This is a genomic window from Hanamia caeni (assembly GCF_003721595.1).
Taxonomy (GTDB): domain Bacteria; phylum Bacteroidota; class Bacteroidia; order Chitinophagales; family Chitinophagaceae; genus Ginsengibacter; species Ginsengibacter caeni.
This window is the reverse complement of the sequence record NZ_RJJR01000001.1, coordinates 630051-645490: the sequence shown is the minus strand read 5'-3', so window position 1 is coordinate 645490 and position 15440 is coordinate 630051. Positions and strand designations below refer to the sequence as shown.

10 protein-coding genes are annotated in these 15440 nt (G+C 39.8%); 6 read left to right on the top strand and 4 right to left on the bottom strand.

What is annotated here, in order from left to right; all coding sequences use genetic code 11:
• Positions 1-77 precede the first annotated feature (77 nt).
• On the bottom strand, positions 78-1367 hold the full coding sequence (locus EFY79_RS02880) for a nucleoside permease (protein ID WP_123119150.1): 1290 nt from the start codon (positions 1365-1367) through the stop codon (positions 78-80).
• A 377-nt stretch (positions 1368-1744) separates the two neighbouring features.
• On the opposite strand from EFY79_RS02880, the gene EFY79_RS02875 reads away from it, so the two are divergent.
• The 5 genes from EFY79_RS02875 to EFY79_RS02855 all read left to right on the top strand — a co-directional run bounded on the left by EFY79_RS02875 (position 1745) and on the right by EFY79_RS02855 (position 10501).
• Positions 1745-4729, top strand: a complete 2985-nt coding sequence (locus tag EFY79_RS02875; protein ID WP_158605132.1) for a T9SS-dependent choice-of-anchor J family protein — start codon at positions 1745-1747, stop codon at positions 4727-4729.
• 183 nt (positions 4730-4912) lie between these two features.
• Positions 4913-6094, top strand: a complete 1182-nt coding sequence (gene mqnE, locus EFY79_RS02870; RefSeq protein WP_123119148.1) for an aminofutalosine synthase MqnE — start codon at positions 4913-4915, stop codon at positions 6092-6094.
• Positions 6095-6135: 41 nt separating this feature from the next.
• Positions 6136-6924: a hypothetical protein gene (locus EFY79_RS02865; protein WP_123119147.1), complete on the top strand. Its 789-nt coding sequence runs from the start codon at positions 6136-6138 to the stop codon at positions 6922-6924.
• Between the two features lie 213 nt (positions 6925-7137).
• Complete coding sequence (locus EFY79_RS02860) at positions 7138-9078, top strand: ABC-F family ATP-binding cassette domain-containing protein (protein WP_123119146.1); 1941 nt, start codon at positions 7138-7140, stop codon at positions 9076-9078.
• Positions 9079-9517: 439 nt separating this feature from the next.
• Complete coding sequence (locus EFY79_RS02855) at positions 9518-10501, top strand: type I glyceraldehyde-3-phosphate dehydrogenase (protein WP_158605131.1); 984 nt, start codon at positions 9518-9520, stop codon at positions 10499-10501.
• Between the two features lie 48 nt (positions 10502-10549).
• On the opposite strand, the gene EFY79_RS02850 is transcribed toward EFY79_RS02855, so the two are convergent.
• From EFY79_RS02850 to EFY79_RS02840, 3 genes are all read right to left on the bottom strand, one after another.
• Positions 10550-11959 carry a nucleoside recognition domain-containing protein gene (locus EFY79_RS02850; protein ID WP_123119144.1) on the bottom strand — a complete coding sequence of 470 codons (1410 nt, stop codon included), beginning with the start codon at positions 11957-11959 and terminating at the stop codon, positions 10550-10552.
• Positions 11960-12097: 138 nt separating this feature from the next.
• Positions 12098-12445: a HepT-like ribonuclease domain-containing protein gene (locus EFY79_RS02845; RefSeq protein WP_123119143.1), complete on the bottom strand. Its 348-nt coding sequence runs from the start codon at positions 12443-12445 to the stop codon at positions 12098-12100.
• The gene (locus EFY79_RS02840) at positions 12426-12728 is read right to left on the bottom strand and encodes a nucleotidyltransferase family protein (protein WP_123119142.1); all 303 of its coding nucleotides are present in this window, start codon (positions 12726-12728) and stop codon (positions 12426-12428) included. Before EFY79_RS02840 ends, EFY79_RS02845 begins: the two co-directional genes overlap by 20 nt.
• Positions 12729-12882: 154 nt before the next feature.
• On the opposite strand from EFY79_RS02840, the gene EFY79_RS02835 reads away from it, so the two are divergent.
• Entirely contained in the window at positions 12883-15411 is a 2529-nt protein-coding gene (locus EFY79_RS02835) for a YfhO family protein (RefSeq protein WP_123119141.1), read from the top strand.
• Positions 15412-15440: the final 29 nt, after the last annotated feature.

Below are 15440 nucleotides of genomic sequence, written 5' to 3'. Positions count from 1 at the left end.
TACTATTTGAAAATATTTTCTAATTACAAAAACTTCGCACACCTTTCTTCGCCATTGATTTAAAAACTAAAGCCGCATCATTTCTCTTCCATAATTAATTTAGGCTCTTCATGAAGCTGTTGATTTATTTCGGCGGGATCATGTTTGTGCTTAAAGAGGAACATAAAAAGGATGGCCACCGCCAGTGCGTAAAGCGAAAAAGACGTCCAGATGCCGTGCCAGTCCTTGCTGTTATCCGGGTTAGTATAAAACCGGTCGATAATAATGCCGCTGATGGAACTGCCCAACACAGCACCTACGCCATTTGTCATCATCATAAAAAGCCCCTGGGCACTGGCACGTATCGAAGGGTCGGTTTGGGATTCAACAAAAAGAGAGCCCGATATATTGAAAAAATCAAACGCCATTCCATACACGATGCACGATAAAATAATCATCCATAATCCATCCCCGGGATTGCCATAGGCAAACAGCCCAAACCGGAAGAACCAGGCGAACATACTGATGAGCATTACTTTTTTGATACCAAATCTTTTCAGAAAAAAAGGTATCGCTAAAATAAAGAGTGTTTCAGATACCTGCGAGATGCTCATAATGATAGCAGGATATTTTACGGCTATTAAATTTTTATAAGCAGGAATGTTGGCAAAATCATGTAGGAATGTATCACCATAGGCATTAGTCAACTGCAAAGCTGCGCCTAACAACATCGCAAAAAGAAAGAAAACCGCCATTTTCCTATTCTTAAATAATGCAAAAGATTGTAGTCCTAAAGCATCGGCTAATGATTTTTTAACCCGGCTGTTAAGCATTGGCGGGCATTTTGGTAAAGTAAAAGCATATAAGCCGAGAACGAGTGATGCTATTGAAGCCACATAAAATTGTTCGGCAGTTGTTTCAATATGCAATAAGCTCACCACCCATAGTGCGACGATAAATCCAATCGTACCATAAACCCTGATAGGCGGATAATGAGTTACCACATCTTTACCGTCCCTTTTTAGCGCCGAGTAAGCAATGGCAATAGCGAGAGAAATGGTGGGCATGTAAAACATCATATTTAAAAGCATTACCCAAAACATGACGAACGGATCATCTATCATTGGCAAAGTAAAAAGAATGATTGCGCCACACAGATGGAAAACGCCATATAATTTTTCAGCGTTCACCCATTTGTCAGCAATAATTCCGGCAATGGACGGCATAAATAAAGAAGCAATGCCCATAGTAGAAAACAGGGCTCCGAACTCAGTTCCTGACCAATGTTTGGTCTGAAACCAGTAAGCGCCAATAGTGATAAGCCATGAACCCCAGACAAAGAATTGTAAAAAGTTCATTACAATAAGGCGCAACTTAATATTCTTCATTAACTTTCTTTTATAGATCTTCTATTGAAAAATCCTAACAAATAAAAATCAAATCTATCATTTTTTAAACTGGCTAATCCTGAAATATCAGTAAAAAACTGAATCATTAAATTAAAGCCTGAAATTCAATTTAAAGTTAAATCGCTACTTTGCATCTTTAAATTTTTCCCCTATTTTCACTCAACAATAATTATAAATCTATCCGGGTGTTAAGAAAAATCCTTTTTATAAACTTATTATTATTTTCCTTTCAATTAAACAGCTTTTCACAAATAACCGGACCGCTGCCACCTGTGAATAAGGAACAGCCAATGGTAAGATGCGCAACTGACCAAAGGGTCAAAATGCTTTTTGAAAAATTTCCTGAGAGAAAAATAATGGCGGAACGGCTCTCCGCGTTGCCACCTAATAAAGGCCTTCGCGCGCCGAAACGTTTACAAAATCTTGTTTACCTGCCTGTGGTTTTTCACATTGTGCTTCCCAATCCGTACCAGGTGACTGATGAAGCAGTGCAATCACAGATAGATGCAATGAACACCGATTATGCAGGTTTAAACCCGGACACTACCAAACTTCCTGCTGCTTTTTTGGCGTTGCGAGGCCATTCCAACATCCGGTTTGTGTTAGCAAAAAGAACTCCCTCCGGAAAGCTCACCAATGGGATAGAAAGAGTGTTTAGCAATACCAAGGGAAATCCGGACAATGTACTTGATTCTATTAAAAGGAAATCGCTGGGTGGTGCCGACGCGTGGGATCCCAATTCGTACATTAATATCTGGGTAGGAAACGTTTCCGGAGGGAATGTGCTGGGATACACTCAAATTCCCGGAAGCGGCAACCCGATTGATGATGGCGTCTTTTGCAATATTCTGGGATTTGGAGTTAGCCCATGCAATGTGGATCAATACAATAAAGGCAGAACCATTGTTCATGAGCTTGGACATTATTTCGGCATCAATCATATTTGGGGCGATGATGAGAATTCCTCCAATACTTGTAGCGGAGATGATTTTCGTGCGTTGACTACAGATGGTTCATCTTATACGTTGCCTGCAAGCTTATACAATCCGCCGGGAAAAGGAAATACAGCAAACGACATTGGCGATACCCCTAATCAAAGCATAGCATCCAGCGGATGTCTTTCCGGTATAAAAACGGATAGCTGCACCCCCGTTGCGCCGGGCATCATGTATGAAAATTTTATGGATTACACTTCTGATGATTGTTATAATATGTTTACTAAAAAGCAGGTGGAAAGAATGGAGTATGTTTTAAACACCTATGAAAAGGGACTGCTCACTTCTTTGGGAGGTCAATTACCTGAAAACCCTGTAAATATTGACGCTTCGCCAGTTGTCTCTGTCAATCCCGGCGGATATGAAAGTTCCGGCTGCTCTTCTGTTTATTACCCTGATATCATCAGTTGCGAAGGTAATTTTGTTCCAAAAGTGTTGATTAAAAATAATGGCCTTACCACCCTCACCAGTATCACCGTGGGCTATATTTTGAATAATGGCACACCGGTTACAAAAACGTTTTCTGTAAATCTGAAAAGCGGTGCCACACAGGTGATAACGCTCCCATCTGTTACAGTTGCGGGCGGAACCAATGTATTTAAATTTTTTACCGGTAAACCCAATGGAGCCTCAGCAGATGAAGTTCCTTCGAACGATACTTTATCAGTTACACTTACTGTTCCCGCTTCCATTTCACTGCCGGTTTCCGAGGGCTTTGAGAACAGCACCTTCCCTCCCAAGGGATGGTTTATAATCAATCCAAATAACGATGTAACATGGGCAAAAACCACTCCCGGCAGCAACAGCGCCCATTCTATTTTTATTGATAATTACAACGGTAATTCTGTGGGCGCTATTGACGATATTCAATTGCCTAAAATTAACCTGGCGAATGCTGACCCCGTAATAATCACCTTTGATCTTGCGCATAAAAATTATCCTGATAACGGCTACAATGACAGCCTGCAGGTTTTAATTTCAACAGATTGCGGCGCAACATTTAAAGCCTATTTTAATAAGGCGGGCGCCTCCCTTTCCACAGCGGGAACCTCAAGCAACGGATATACAAATCCTGCTGCAGCAGATTGGAAAAATCAAAAAATTGTAATTGATGGAGCTTCCCTGGCTTCGCAAAGTCTGATTATTAAATTCAGAAATGTCAGCGATTATGGAAATAATATTTTTATTGACAATATAAATATTAAGCAGGAAACATCAAGAGACCTTACAATTGTTTCAGTAAACCCGCCAGCCTCAATAGAATGTGAGAAACCTGTTACTCCGGTAGCTACCATCAAAAATGTCGGCTTTTCACCTATCACCAGCTTCAAGGTTTCTTACCAGTTAAATAACGGAGCTGTGGCAACCACTTCAGTTACCGGGGTTTCCCTGGCACCAGATGCAACCATGACCGTTCCGTTGAATGTATTTACACCTCCGGGAGGGCAGCAATCTATTAAAGTGTACACATCCGATCCGGTTTCTTCATCCGGTTCCGGCGATGAATCACCTTTAAATGACACCCTGCGGAAATCATTCTTTGTAACAGGGAAAATTAATCTGCCCGTGACCGAAGGCTTTGAAAGCTCAACATTCCCTCCTGCCGGATGGTCGGTTGAAAATACAGAAGGCGATATTACCTGGCAGCGAACTACTTCAGCGTCTAAAACAGGAGCAGCCTCTGCGTTCATTAATAATTTCAATGCAGCGTCGTACGGCACCACGGATAAACTGGTATCCGGCCTGGTTCCTGGCAGCGCTGATTTTGATTCTATTTATGTTTCTTTTGATTATGCATATTCTGCAGGAAATTCTTCATCACAGGCAGATACGCTTATGATGCTGGTGACGACAGATTGCGGGCAGACTTTTACTACTGCTTGGAAAAAATATGGAACCGATCTGCAAACTGTTTCAGGCTACCAGCCCAACTTTGTTCCTACAGCCAATGGATGGCAAAATGTAAAATTGAACCTGTTCAATGATGTAGGCCATAATGACTTCCAGGTATATTTTGTTTTTAAAGGAAACAAACAAAATAATCTTTATTTGGATAATATTAATTTATTTGGAATTACTGTACCAGCAAGGTTAAAACAGCAAGGATATTTGATTTATCCAAATCCTTTCCATCAGCAGTTCGTTATAAGAAATTATGAAGTGCCGGTCACTTTGCAATCAGCACGAATCTACAATTCAATCGGCCAGCAGGTTTGGGCAAGAGATTATTACGGTAAGGCATACACGGAAATGAATATTGATTTCAGTACGCCGCCCCCCGGAGTTTACATTCTTAAGTTATTTTATACCGACAAAACTGTGGTGCAAAAAATAGTAAAGCAATAAGAATAATTTCGTTTAGAATAAGTCTGTTCAACGACAAAGTAAAAATTGCAGATACTTATTGCTTTACTATTGCGTTCGCTTTTTTCTTAAATCCCATGTAAAATACAGGCGAAAAACAATCGGTTTATCAGCCTCTGCATTTCGTATTTTATTTTCTATATCCAATCTTTGTAATTTCGCCTTATGGAAAATATAAACCGCGAAGAAGAGTTATTGGCATTAATTAATGCGTTACCTAAGGGAAAATCATTTTCAAAAATCGCCGAAAAAGTTGCCCGCAAAGAAAGAATATCAGATGACGAAGCACTGTTTCTCTTCGAAAAAGCAAGCCTGGGGCTGAGCGCTACACTCGCCAATTACATCAGGGAAAAAAAGCATGGCGACAAAACTTATTTTAACAGGAACTTTCATATCGAACCCACCAATGTGTGTGTGTTTGCCTGCAAATTTTGCTCTTACTCCCGTTTGTATGCGCATCGGGAAGAAGGCTGGGTGTTAAGCAAAGAACAGATGCTGGATATTGTAAAAAGTTATGATGGCAAGCCGATTACAGAAGTCCACATTGTGGGTGGCGTTCATCCAAAACTAAATCTCGATTTCTTTTGCGATTTAATCGCCGGCATTAAGGCACATAGGCCGGCATTACATGTAAAAGGATTTACGGCTGTAGAATTGGATTACATGTTTCGCAAAGCAAAGTTATCTGTCAGGGAAGGCATGAAGAAATTGCACGATGCAGGTTTGCAATCCATGCCCGGTGGCGGCGCAGAAATTTTTGCACCGGAAATAAGAAAAGAAATTTGTCATGATAAGGTAGACGCGGAAGGCTGGTTGAAAATTCATGAAGAAGCACATCTTTTAGGAATGAGTACCAATGCCACCATGCTTTACGGCCACATTGAAAATTACAGCCACCGGATTGACCACATGAGCCGCTTGAGAAATTTGCAGGATAAAACGCATGGCTTTAATACATTCATTCCACTAAAATTCCGCAATAAGAATAACGACATGAGCAATGTTCCCGAATCATCCATTGTGGAAGACATGAAAATGTATGCCGTGGCACGAATTTATTTAGATAATTTTCCGCATTTAAAGGCGTATTGGCCAATGCTTGGACGGCAAAACGCACAGATGTCCCTATCTTTTGGCGTAGATGACATTGATGGTACCATCGATGATTCCACTAAAATCTATTCAATGGCTGGAAGCGAAGAACAAACTCCCGAAATGAGCACCGATGAATTGGTAATGCTCATCTCGCAAGCTGGTCGCGAAGCTGTAGAAAGGGATACATTGTACAACGAAATAAAAAGTTTTGCAACAAAAAAAGATGTAGAATTTGATGTTACGCTTAATTGATATTATGAACGAAGCATAATCAAATTTGCAATAATCAAAAAATGAGAAGAAATCTTTTCAGGAATGGCTTTTTAATTTTAATTCTACTTCTGTTTTCACTTTTTGCATCAACTGTTCATGCACAGGATAATTATGAGATACAGGTTTATGGTTCAGATCTTGTCGAACCAAAAAATACCATGGTCGAGCTTCACAGCAATTTTACTTTTGACGGGTCAAAAGAAAAGATAAACGGTGTTTTACCAACCAATCATGTTTTCCACGAAACGATTGAAATTACTCACGGGTTTGATAAATGGTTTGAGCTAGGCTTTTATTTTTTTAATTCAATAGGCAACAACGGTCGTACCAATTATGTAGGTAGCCACCTTAGGCCCAGAATTGCTATTCCTAAAAGCTATGATTTGCCTGTAGGACTAAGCCTTTCAGCAGAATTCGGTTTTCAAAACAGCAAGTATAGTGAAGATACATGGTCAATAGAAATAAGGCCTATCATCGATAAGCAATGGAGCAAGCTATATTTATCTTTTAATCCCACTTTTGATAAATCTCTGAAGGGGCCCGGAACGGCAGAAGGTTTTATTTTTTCACCCAATTTCAAAGCAAGTTATGCTGTTACCAAAGCCTTTCTGCCCGGATTTGAATATTACGGATCTCTTGGACCGCTTAATAATGTCTATAATTGGGATGAACAGCAACAACAACTATTTTTAGCAGTCGATTTAAATGTCTCTCCCAAATGGGAATTCAATGCAGGTTATGGCTTCGGATTTACTTCCGGAACTGATAAAAATATTTTCAAAGTAATTGTCGGAAGAAGGTTTAAGTAAAATTTTTACTTCTGATAAATAAATAAAACCCATATTCTTTTTCAATTCATAAAACGCATAATCAGAAAAGCAATTCGTCGCCTGTTAATATTGGCTTTAAAATATAAATTCTCCCATCTTCTCGATATAAGAATAAAGGCAAAGTGCCTTTAATACCTTAATTTTGCACGCTTAAAAAAAATCTAACTATAATTAGATTTATTATTTCTTACTATGTTATTAGGCTTACAAAATGTCACCTTCGAATTTGGGGCCAGGGTGATTGTTAAAGATGCAACCTGGCATATACAACCCAACGAAAGAATCGGTTTAATTGGTTATAACGGCACGGGAAAATCCACCCTATTAAAAGTGCTCACCAATCAATATCTACCTTCTGCAGGCACTGTTGAAAAGGGGAAAGAAACCACTATCGGATTTCTTCACCAGGATTTGTTAAGCTTTGACACAGAGGATTCAATTTTTGAAGTAGCCTTAAGCGCGTTCGAAAAAGTGCAGGCATTGGAAAAAGAAATTGAACAGATTGGAATTGAATTGGAAAAAACATCAGATGAATCTTTGGCCATTACATATGGCGACAAATTGCACGAACTAGAAGTATTGGGCGGATACGACATTCATCACAAAACCGAAGAAATATTACAGGGACTTGGCTTTGCAAATGCAGATTTGCAGCGGCCTTATAAGGAATTCAGCGGTGGCTGGCGCATGCGCGTTTTGCTTGCCAAAATGATACTAATGAATCCTGATGTGTTGCTGCTGGATGAGCCTACCAACCACCTTGACCTTCCTTCTATTGAATGGCTTGAGAAATACCTTCAGCATTATAAAGGTTCTGTGGTGATTGTATCCCACGACCGCTATTTCCTTGACAGAATGGTTACCAAAATAGTGGAGCTATACCAGCAGGAATTGCATTTCTATACCGGGAATTATTCTTATTACCTCCAGGAAAAAGAGCTTAGAATCGACCTACAGAAAAGGGCCTACGAAAATCAGCAGGATTACATCAGGCAGCAGGAGAAATTTGTAGAAAGATTCAAGGCCAAAGCTTCGAAAGCGGCCCAGGCACAAAGTATTATGAAGCGGCTCGATAAAATAGAGCGCATCGAAAATACAGACCTGGAACGACCCAATATGCGCATCAACTTTACGATTGGCCATCAGCCAGGAAGAATTTTATGCACATTGAAGCATGCAACAAAAAGTTTCGGCAACGTGAAGATTGTGGAAGATACCGGCGCAGAAATTAACAGGGGCGATAAAATAGCCTTGATTGGCGCCAACGGAAAAGGAAAATCAACATTGCTCAGGATGGTTGCCGGAGTGGAACCATTTGAAGGGGAAAGGATTGAAGGTCACAATGTAAAAGATTCATTTTACGCACAACACCAGTTGGAAGCACTAAACATAGAGCATACCGTTTTGGAAGAAATGAATTATTCAGGTAGCGGCAAAACGGAGCTTGAATTAAGAACGCTGTTAGGGTGTTTTTTGTTTAGCGGCGACGATGTGGATAAAAAAATAAAAGTATTAAGTGGCGGGGAAAAGGCCCGCGTGGCACTGGCTAAAACTATTGTGAGCAAGGCCAATTTTCTTTTGCTGGATGAGCCAACGAATCACCTGGATATGCATTCGGTTGATTTACTCATAGAAGCATTGAATAAATATGAAGGAAGTTATATTCTGGTAAGTCACGACAGATATTTCGTAAACAAAACTGCCAATAAAATCTGGGAAATTGAGAATTATAAAATAAAGGAATTTGTGGGCACTTATGATGAATGGGAACGATGGAAGCAGGAAAGAAAGGCTGCAGAAAAAAGTGAGCCCGAGAAAAAAGAGCCGGAAAAAAAAACTGTAGTGACGGAAAAGAAAAATACGAATTCGTCTTTGGAAAGCCGGGAACAGCAAAAAGAATTTCAAAAAGTTAAGCGGCAATTCGAACAGTTGGAACAGTTGATTGCAAAACTTTCTGAAGAAAAAAGAAAGCTGGAAGCCGACCTTGCGCTGCCTGAAATTTATTCAGATAAAGAAAAATTTGTCGGGGCAGAAAAAAAATATAATGAAAAACTGAAGGAACTCAGCATGCGCAATGCAGAATATGAAAAAATTTTTGAAAAAATGATTTTGCTCGAAGAACAAGTCGGCTAAAAACCTCCCGACAACGTAGACGGCTTTGCAATACGCAAAATTTTTAAAAAAAACGCGAACTGTAAACCATTAAATTTAACTTGTATTAGATAAAATATTATTTTATCTTTGACTTGTATCCCCCCCTTGAAAAGCTATTTAAGTTAGGTTCTTTTCTAATTTTCCTTTCTGACTAAGAAATTAATTTTAAAACATTAAATTGAAAATTATGAAAAAAGTTGACTCAGTAGAAATTCACGACACATTCGTTGCAATCGGAATTGTGCTCGGATTTATTGCAGTAATGGTTGCGCTTGCTTTTTTAGCCGGATTGTAACCACATTACATTATTTGTTGTATTAAGGCATGGCAATCCATGCCTTTTTTGATTTTGCTCCTTCCATCTTCATTATGCAATAAAAATTTCTTGCGGATATTTGCAATTAGAAAATTTTTTCAAATGCGAATTGCAATAAATGGAATGGGGCGTATAGGAAGATTGCTCTTCAGAAGATTGATTGATTTCCCGGAGTTTGAAATTGTGGCAGTAAATGACCCCATGCCCATAAAAAATCTGGCCTATCTTTTAAAATATGATTCCATCTACGGAACCAATTTTCATACCATGAGCTCTTCGGGTAATTCACTAAAAGTTGATAACATTGAAATTCCAGCATACCAGCAGAGCGACCCAATGGCTTTGCCCTGGAGGGATCTAAATGTAGATGTGGTATTGGAATGTAGCGGACAGTTCATTAAAAAAGAATCGGCTGAAAAACATTTAACGTCGGGCGCCAAAAAAGTGCTATTGTCCACCACCGGCGCTGAAGATATTCCTTTGCATGTTTTTGGATTCAACCAAAATTCCCTTAGTGAAGACGCAACTATTTTGTCGCCTGGGGGCTGTATGACCAATTGTTCTGTACATATTCTTTCTATTTTAAATTCTCTCGGCATACAATCTGTCCATCTTAATATTATTCATTCCTTTACTTCGCGGCAATCACTGGTGGACAGCTCAAATCCGCAATTCCGGCGGGGACGCGCCGCGGCAGAATCAATCATTCCGGTTGCCATTGATCTTGACAAGTCATTGAACCGCCTGTTTCCGGATTTGAAAAATAAGATCAATGTTTTTTCAACAAGAGTGCCTGTGGCCAATGGAGCGATGGCGTCGTTTACATTGCAGTTGATGAAAGATGTATCACCAATTGAAATAAATAAGATGTTCAAATCTGCAGCCCTTGGTGAACACAAAATGGTTTTGGATTTTACCGATGAACCATTGGTTTCGCTGGATATCAAAGGAAACAGTCATTCATGCATTATAGATGGCACCCAAACGGCAGTTATCGGAAACCATGCAAGAGTAGCGGCCTGGTTCGATAATGAATATGGCTTCACCAGCAGGCTTATAGACTGGCTGCATTACTGGAATAAATAATTATACAGTAAAGCAGGAAATACCTTCATTTTTTATTTCGTTCGGAATTTAATGAGCGCTTCCAAAAAACAAATAAGACAATAGAATAGCAGTAATAATACCTACAAGGTCGGCGAGCAGCATAGCGCCAATTGAATATCTTGTGTTTTTGATAGAAACTGCGCCAAAATAAACAGCAATTACATAAAACGTGGTATCAGAAGTGCCCTGCAAAACTGAAGACAGACTTCCTGCAAATGAATCAGAGCCATAAGTAGTCATTGTGTCAATCATCATGCCGCGCGCAGCACTTCCGCTCAATGGCCGTATCAGGGCCGTGGGCAGGCCGGCAACAAACCGCGTGTCGGCGCCTAAGGCTGCAAACAAACTTCTCATACCGTCAATAACTACTTCGAAAGCGCCGCTGGTACGGAGCATGCTGATAGCTACCAACATGCCCACGAGGTAAGGAATAATTTTTACCGCAATATCAAATCCGCCTTTTGCGCCTTCCACAAAGGCATCGAAAATGTCTATCTTTTTATACAACGCTCCTAATATAATTACAAAAAACAGAACCAGGATAATGCCATTGCTTAAGATTCCTGAAAAGGTTTGCACACCTGTATAGTCAAGCGTTTTTAGATAAATCACCATAATCGAAATCACCGCAGAAATCCCCAGCACCCACAGCAGAATCACAGGCTGAAAAACATTTATCTTTTGCTTAAAAGAAACGATAAGCATGGCCGTGATAGTAGCCACAAATGTGGTAATCATGCACGGAATAAAAATTGAAGTGGGATCTGAAGCATTCAATGATGCCCTGATGGCAATAATGCTTACAGGAATCAGCGTAAGCCCTGCAGCATGCAAACACAAAAACATTATCTGCGAATTGGAAGCCGTATCTTTTTTCGGATTCAATTCCTGAAGGCTTTCCATCGCTTTCAAGCCGAATGGTGTTGCGGCATTATCAAGGCCTAAAAGATTAGCAGAAAAATTCATTACCATGTGCCCCATGGCTGGGTGGTTTCTTGGTATTTCGGGAAACAATTTTGAAAAAAAGGGCCCTACAATTTTTGATAAAAGCCGGATGCCGCCTGCCCTTTCGGCAATGCTCATAAAACCCATAAACAGCGCCATGATACCGACAAGATTCAGCGAGATATCGACCGCAGTTTTTGCAGTGGATATGATTCCATCGGCATTTTGCTGTTTGAATTTAATATAATCACCATTGGCATTTTTGCTGTATTTGGTAGTGCCGTCTGTATAAGCTTTGCCGTTTTGTAACGTGCTTAATATTACCGGCGCTAATAGAGTAGTATCAATTTTCTGCGTGTTGGATGTATCGCCTGATTTGCCCACCACCATCTGGCTGTAAATATTAGCATCTCCTTCTATAAAAATGCATTGAAAAGTAGCTGCGAGAAAAGCAACGATAATAAAAGCCGCCCATATTCTGCTTAAGGCCATAAGTGTTGTAAAAAAACTAAGATAAGGGTTTTGTGGTATTAAGACTTTAGATTTTTGTTTCTATAAGAAGAAAATAAAAAAGGAGGTTTTTTTCTTTGTTTGCTGCCATAATGCCTTTTAAGAAAAACTTTATAAAAATTATAATAACATTTCTAAAGCTCTTTTAAATTTTGCTTTCAATACAGGAAAATCATTTTTGGCAATATCCCATACAATGTGAAGATTGACGCCAAAATATTCATGAATGGAAATATTCCTGAATCCATTTATCTGTGCCCACTCTATTTCTGAGTGTTGTAGTTTCAATTCGCTTGATAAATGATTACAAGCTTCACCTACAATTTCAATTTGTTTTATTGTAGCAAAACGTTTTTCGGAATTAGACAAAAAATCTTCAAAACTTACCGCATTAAGATAGGTCTCCGTTTCAGAAATTGCATCAAGGATATGTTGTATTCTAATTCTATCATTTAGTTGGCCTTTCATATATCAGTATCTTATCCTTATCAATCAAAGGTTTTACATATTTTGAAATTCCATCGCTGGTTACAAGATCCACTTTCGCGTTCAGTAATTGTTCAAGTTCTGCCTGATAGCCAAAAAATTTCATCCCAATCGGTTTTTCATAATCCAATTCTAACAAGATATCAATATCACTATCGCTTTTTGCCTCATTTCTTGCATAAGAGCCAAAAAGATAGGCTTTTTTAACAGGCTTATCTGAAAAGAATTGGTGCAATATATTTTTATATGCCAGTTTTAAACTCATACTTCAAAGTTAACGGTATTCAGTTACAATCGTTAAGTCAGAAACAGTAGAATGAATAACTTACCTGTTATCAGAAATTACATTTGTTTGGTTTGGGCACCATCCACCATTCACCTAAAATCATTTACTTTGCTTCCTAAAGAAAAATTTTTTCATGAAGAATCCACGCTTGCAGAAGTTAATTCCACACATTATAGCGGTTGTAATTTTTTTGATAGTTGCGGTTGTTTATTGTAAGCCTGCTCTGCAGGGAAAAGTGCCCCAGCAATCTGACACGCAGCAATGGCACGCGATGGCGCAGCAGTCTTTTGATTTTAAAGAAAAGCATGGCTATTTTCCTTTATGGACGAACAGCATGTTCAGTGGCATGCCTGCCTACCAGATTGCCTTCGACCCGCGAACAAAAATAACCGTAAGCTACCTGTCAGATGTATTAACGTTAGGAATGCCCATTCCGGTTAGCTTTTTCTTCCTGGCCTGCATTTGTTTTTATTTTTTCTGCATTGTTGCCGGGGCAAATCCGTGGGTAAGTATACTTGGTGCTCTTGCCTATGCCTACTCCACTTTTGACCCCATTATTATTGCCGTAGGACACAATACACAAATGATTTCTATCGCGTATGCACCTGCAGTATTAGGAGGACTGCTTTTGATTTTCAAGAAAAAATATTTAGCCGGTTTTGCCATAACGGCGCTCATTTCTTCGCTGATGATTGCGCATAATCATGTGCAGATTGTGTATTACACATTAATCATCGCATTTATTATGACGGTTGCTTTTTTGGTAAGAAGTTACCAGGAAAAGCAATTGTTACACGCAGTGAAAGCCTCAGCGTTGGGCCTTTTAGCAGGAATAACCGGCCTTGCCTGTTGCGCAGTTTCTATGTTGCCAACTTATCAATATGCTAAAGAAAGTATGCGGGGAGGCAAATCGCAATTAACTCAGGATGTACAAGGCAATAAAACAAAGGGCGGCCTGGATAAGGATTATGCATTCCGCTACAGTCTGGGGCTTAATGAAACTTTCACTTTTATTGTGCCCGGATTGTATGGAGGCAGCAACGGTGGAAATGAATATAACACTGATTCAAAATTTGTCGCGCTCTTTTCCCAACTGGGCGTAGGTGAAGAGCAGGCGCTGCAGATGGAAAATCATTACTCTTATTGGGGAGAGCAGCCCGTTACTTCCGGGCCTGTGTATTTGGGGGCGATAGTATGCCTGCTGTTTATTTTCGGCGTTGTTTATCTTAAAAGCTGGTATAAGTGGTGGTTGATAATCGCGAGCGCAGTCGGGATACTGCTTGCCTGGGGCACAAATTTTCAAAGTTTCAATTATTTTCTTTTTGATTATCTGCCTTTTTACAGCAAGTTTCGCGCTCCTACCATGGCTTTGGTGATACCACAATTATGTTTCCCGCTGATGGGAGTTTTAGCACTTTCAAAATTTATATCAGCAGATGTTGACGTGCCGGAAGCATGGAAAAAATTAAAAACCACCACAATAATTACCGGAATCATCCTGGCGATTCTTGCGATTTTTTATATGACCGCTTCTTTTTCAGGTCCCAATGATAAAGCCATCAGGGAAAACTTTAAGCAAAGCATGTTGCAGGTGCCTCCGGGCCAGCAAGCGCCACCGCAACTGGAACAGCAGACAGAGCAAACAAGCCGAAACATTATAAACGCTTTGCAATCGGACAGAAAAAATCTGATGGGAAAAGACCTTATGCGATCATTTATATTAATCGGGCTCGCCGTTCTTTTGATGGGATTGTATCTGAAAAAGAAACTATCATCCAAAATTCTCGTCGGCGCGTTGATAATATTGACTGCGTATGATTTATTGGGTGTGGCATTGAGATATTTAAACTCTAATAATTATGTTGAGCCAGAAGATTTCGAATCTGCATTCGTTCCTTCTCCCGCGGTGGCGCAAATTCTCAAAGACCCTGACCATGCGAATTTCCGGGTTTTTGATGAAACGGTCGATCCATTCAACGACGCCACAGCAGCGTATCATCTCAATTTAGTAGGCGGATACAACCCTGCCAAATTAGGCTTGTATAATGATATTATTACAAACCAATTGAGCAAAGGCAATATGCGTGTTTTCAACATGCTTAACACAAAATATTTTATAGTAAACGACCCGCAAACAGGAAAGCCTGTAGCGCAATTAAACCCGGGCGCTTTTGGAAACTGCTGGCTGGTAAAAGGAATAAAATACGTTGACAATGCCGACCAGGAAATGGCCGCACTCGACAATACCGATCTTAGGGACACTGCTGTTGTTGAAAATAAATATAAAAGCCTTATCACCGCGCCCCCACAATATGATTCTGTGGCGTATATAAAGCTGGTGGAGAACCGTAATGACACGATAAACTACAGGTTCTCGTCTGCATTTCCTTCCTTTGCAGTTTTCAGTGAAGTCTATTATGCAGAAGGCTGGGATGTGTATATTGATGGCGTAAAATCTAATTATGTAAAAACGGATTACATTTTACGCGGAATGCCGATACCGGCAGGCAATCATGAAATTCAATTCAGGTTTGAGCCAAAGACATTCACCATCGGAAGAACCATCAGCATCATCGCCAATATTTTGGTGGCGCTGCTTATCATAGGCACTATCGTTTTTTACATCAGAAAAAAGAAAGAACCTGATCCGCATTTGTTATAATGTAAGCGGTAAGGTTATTCAGCAGAGGA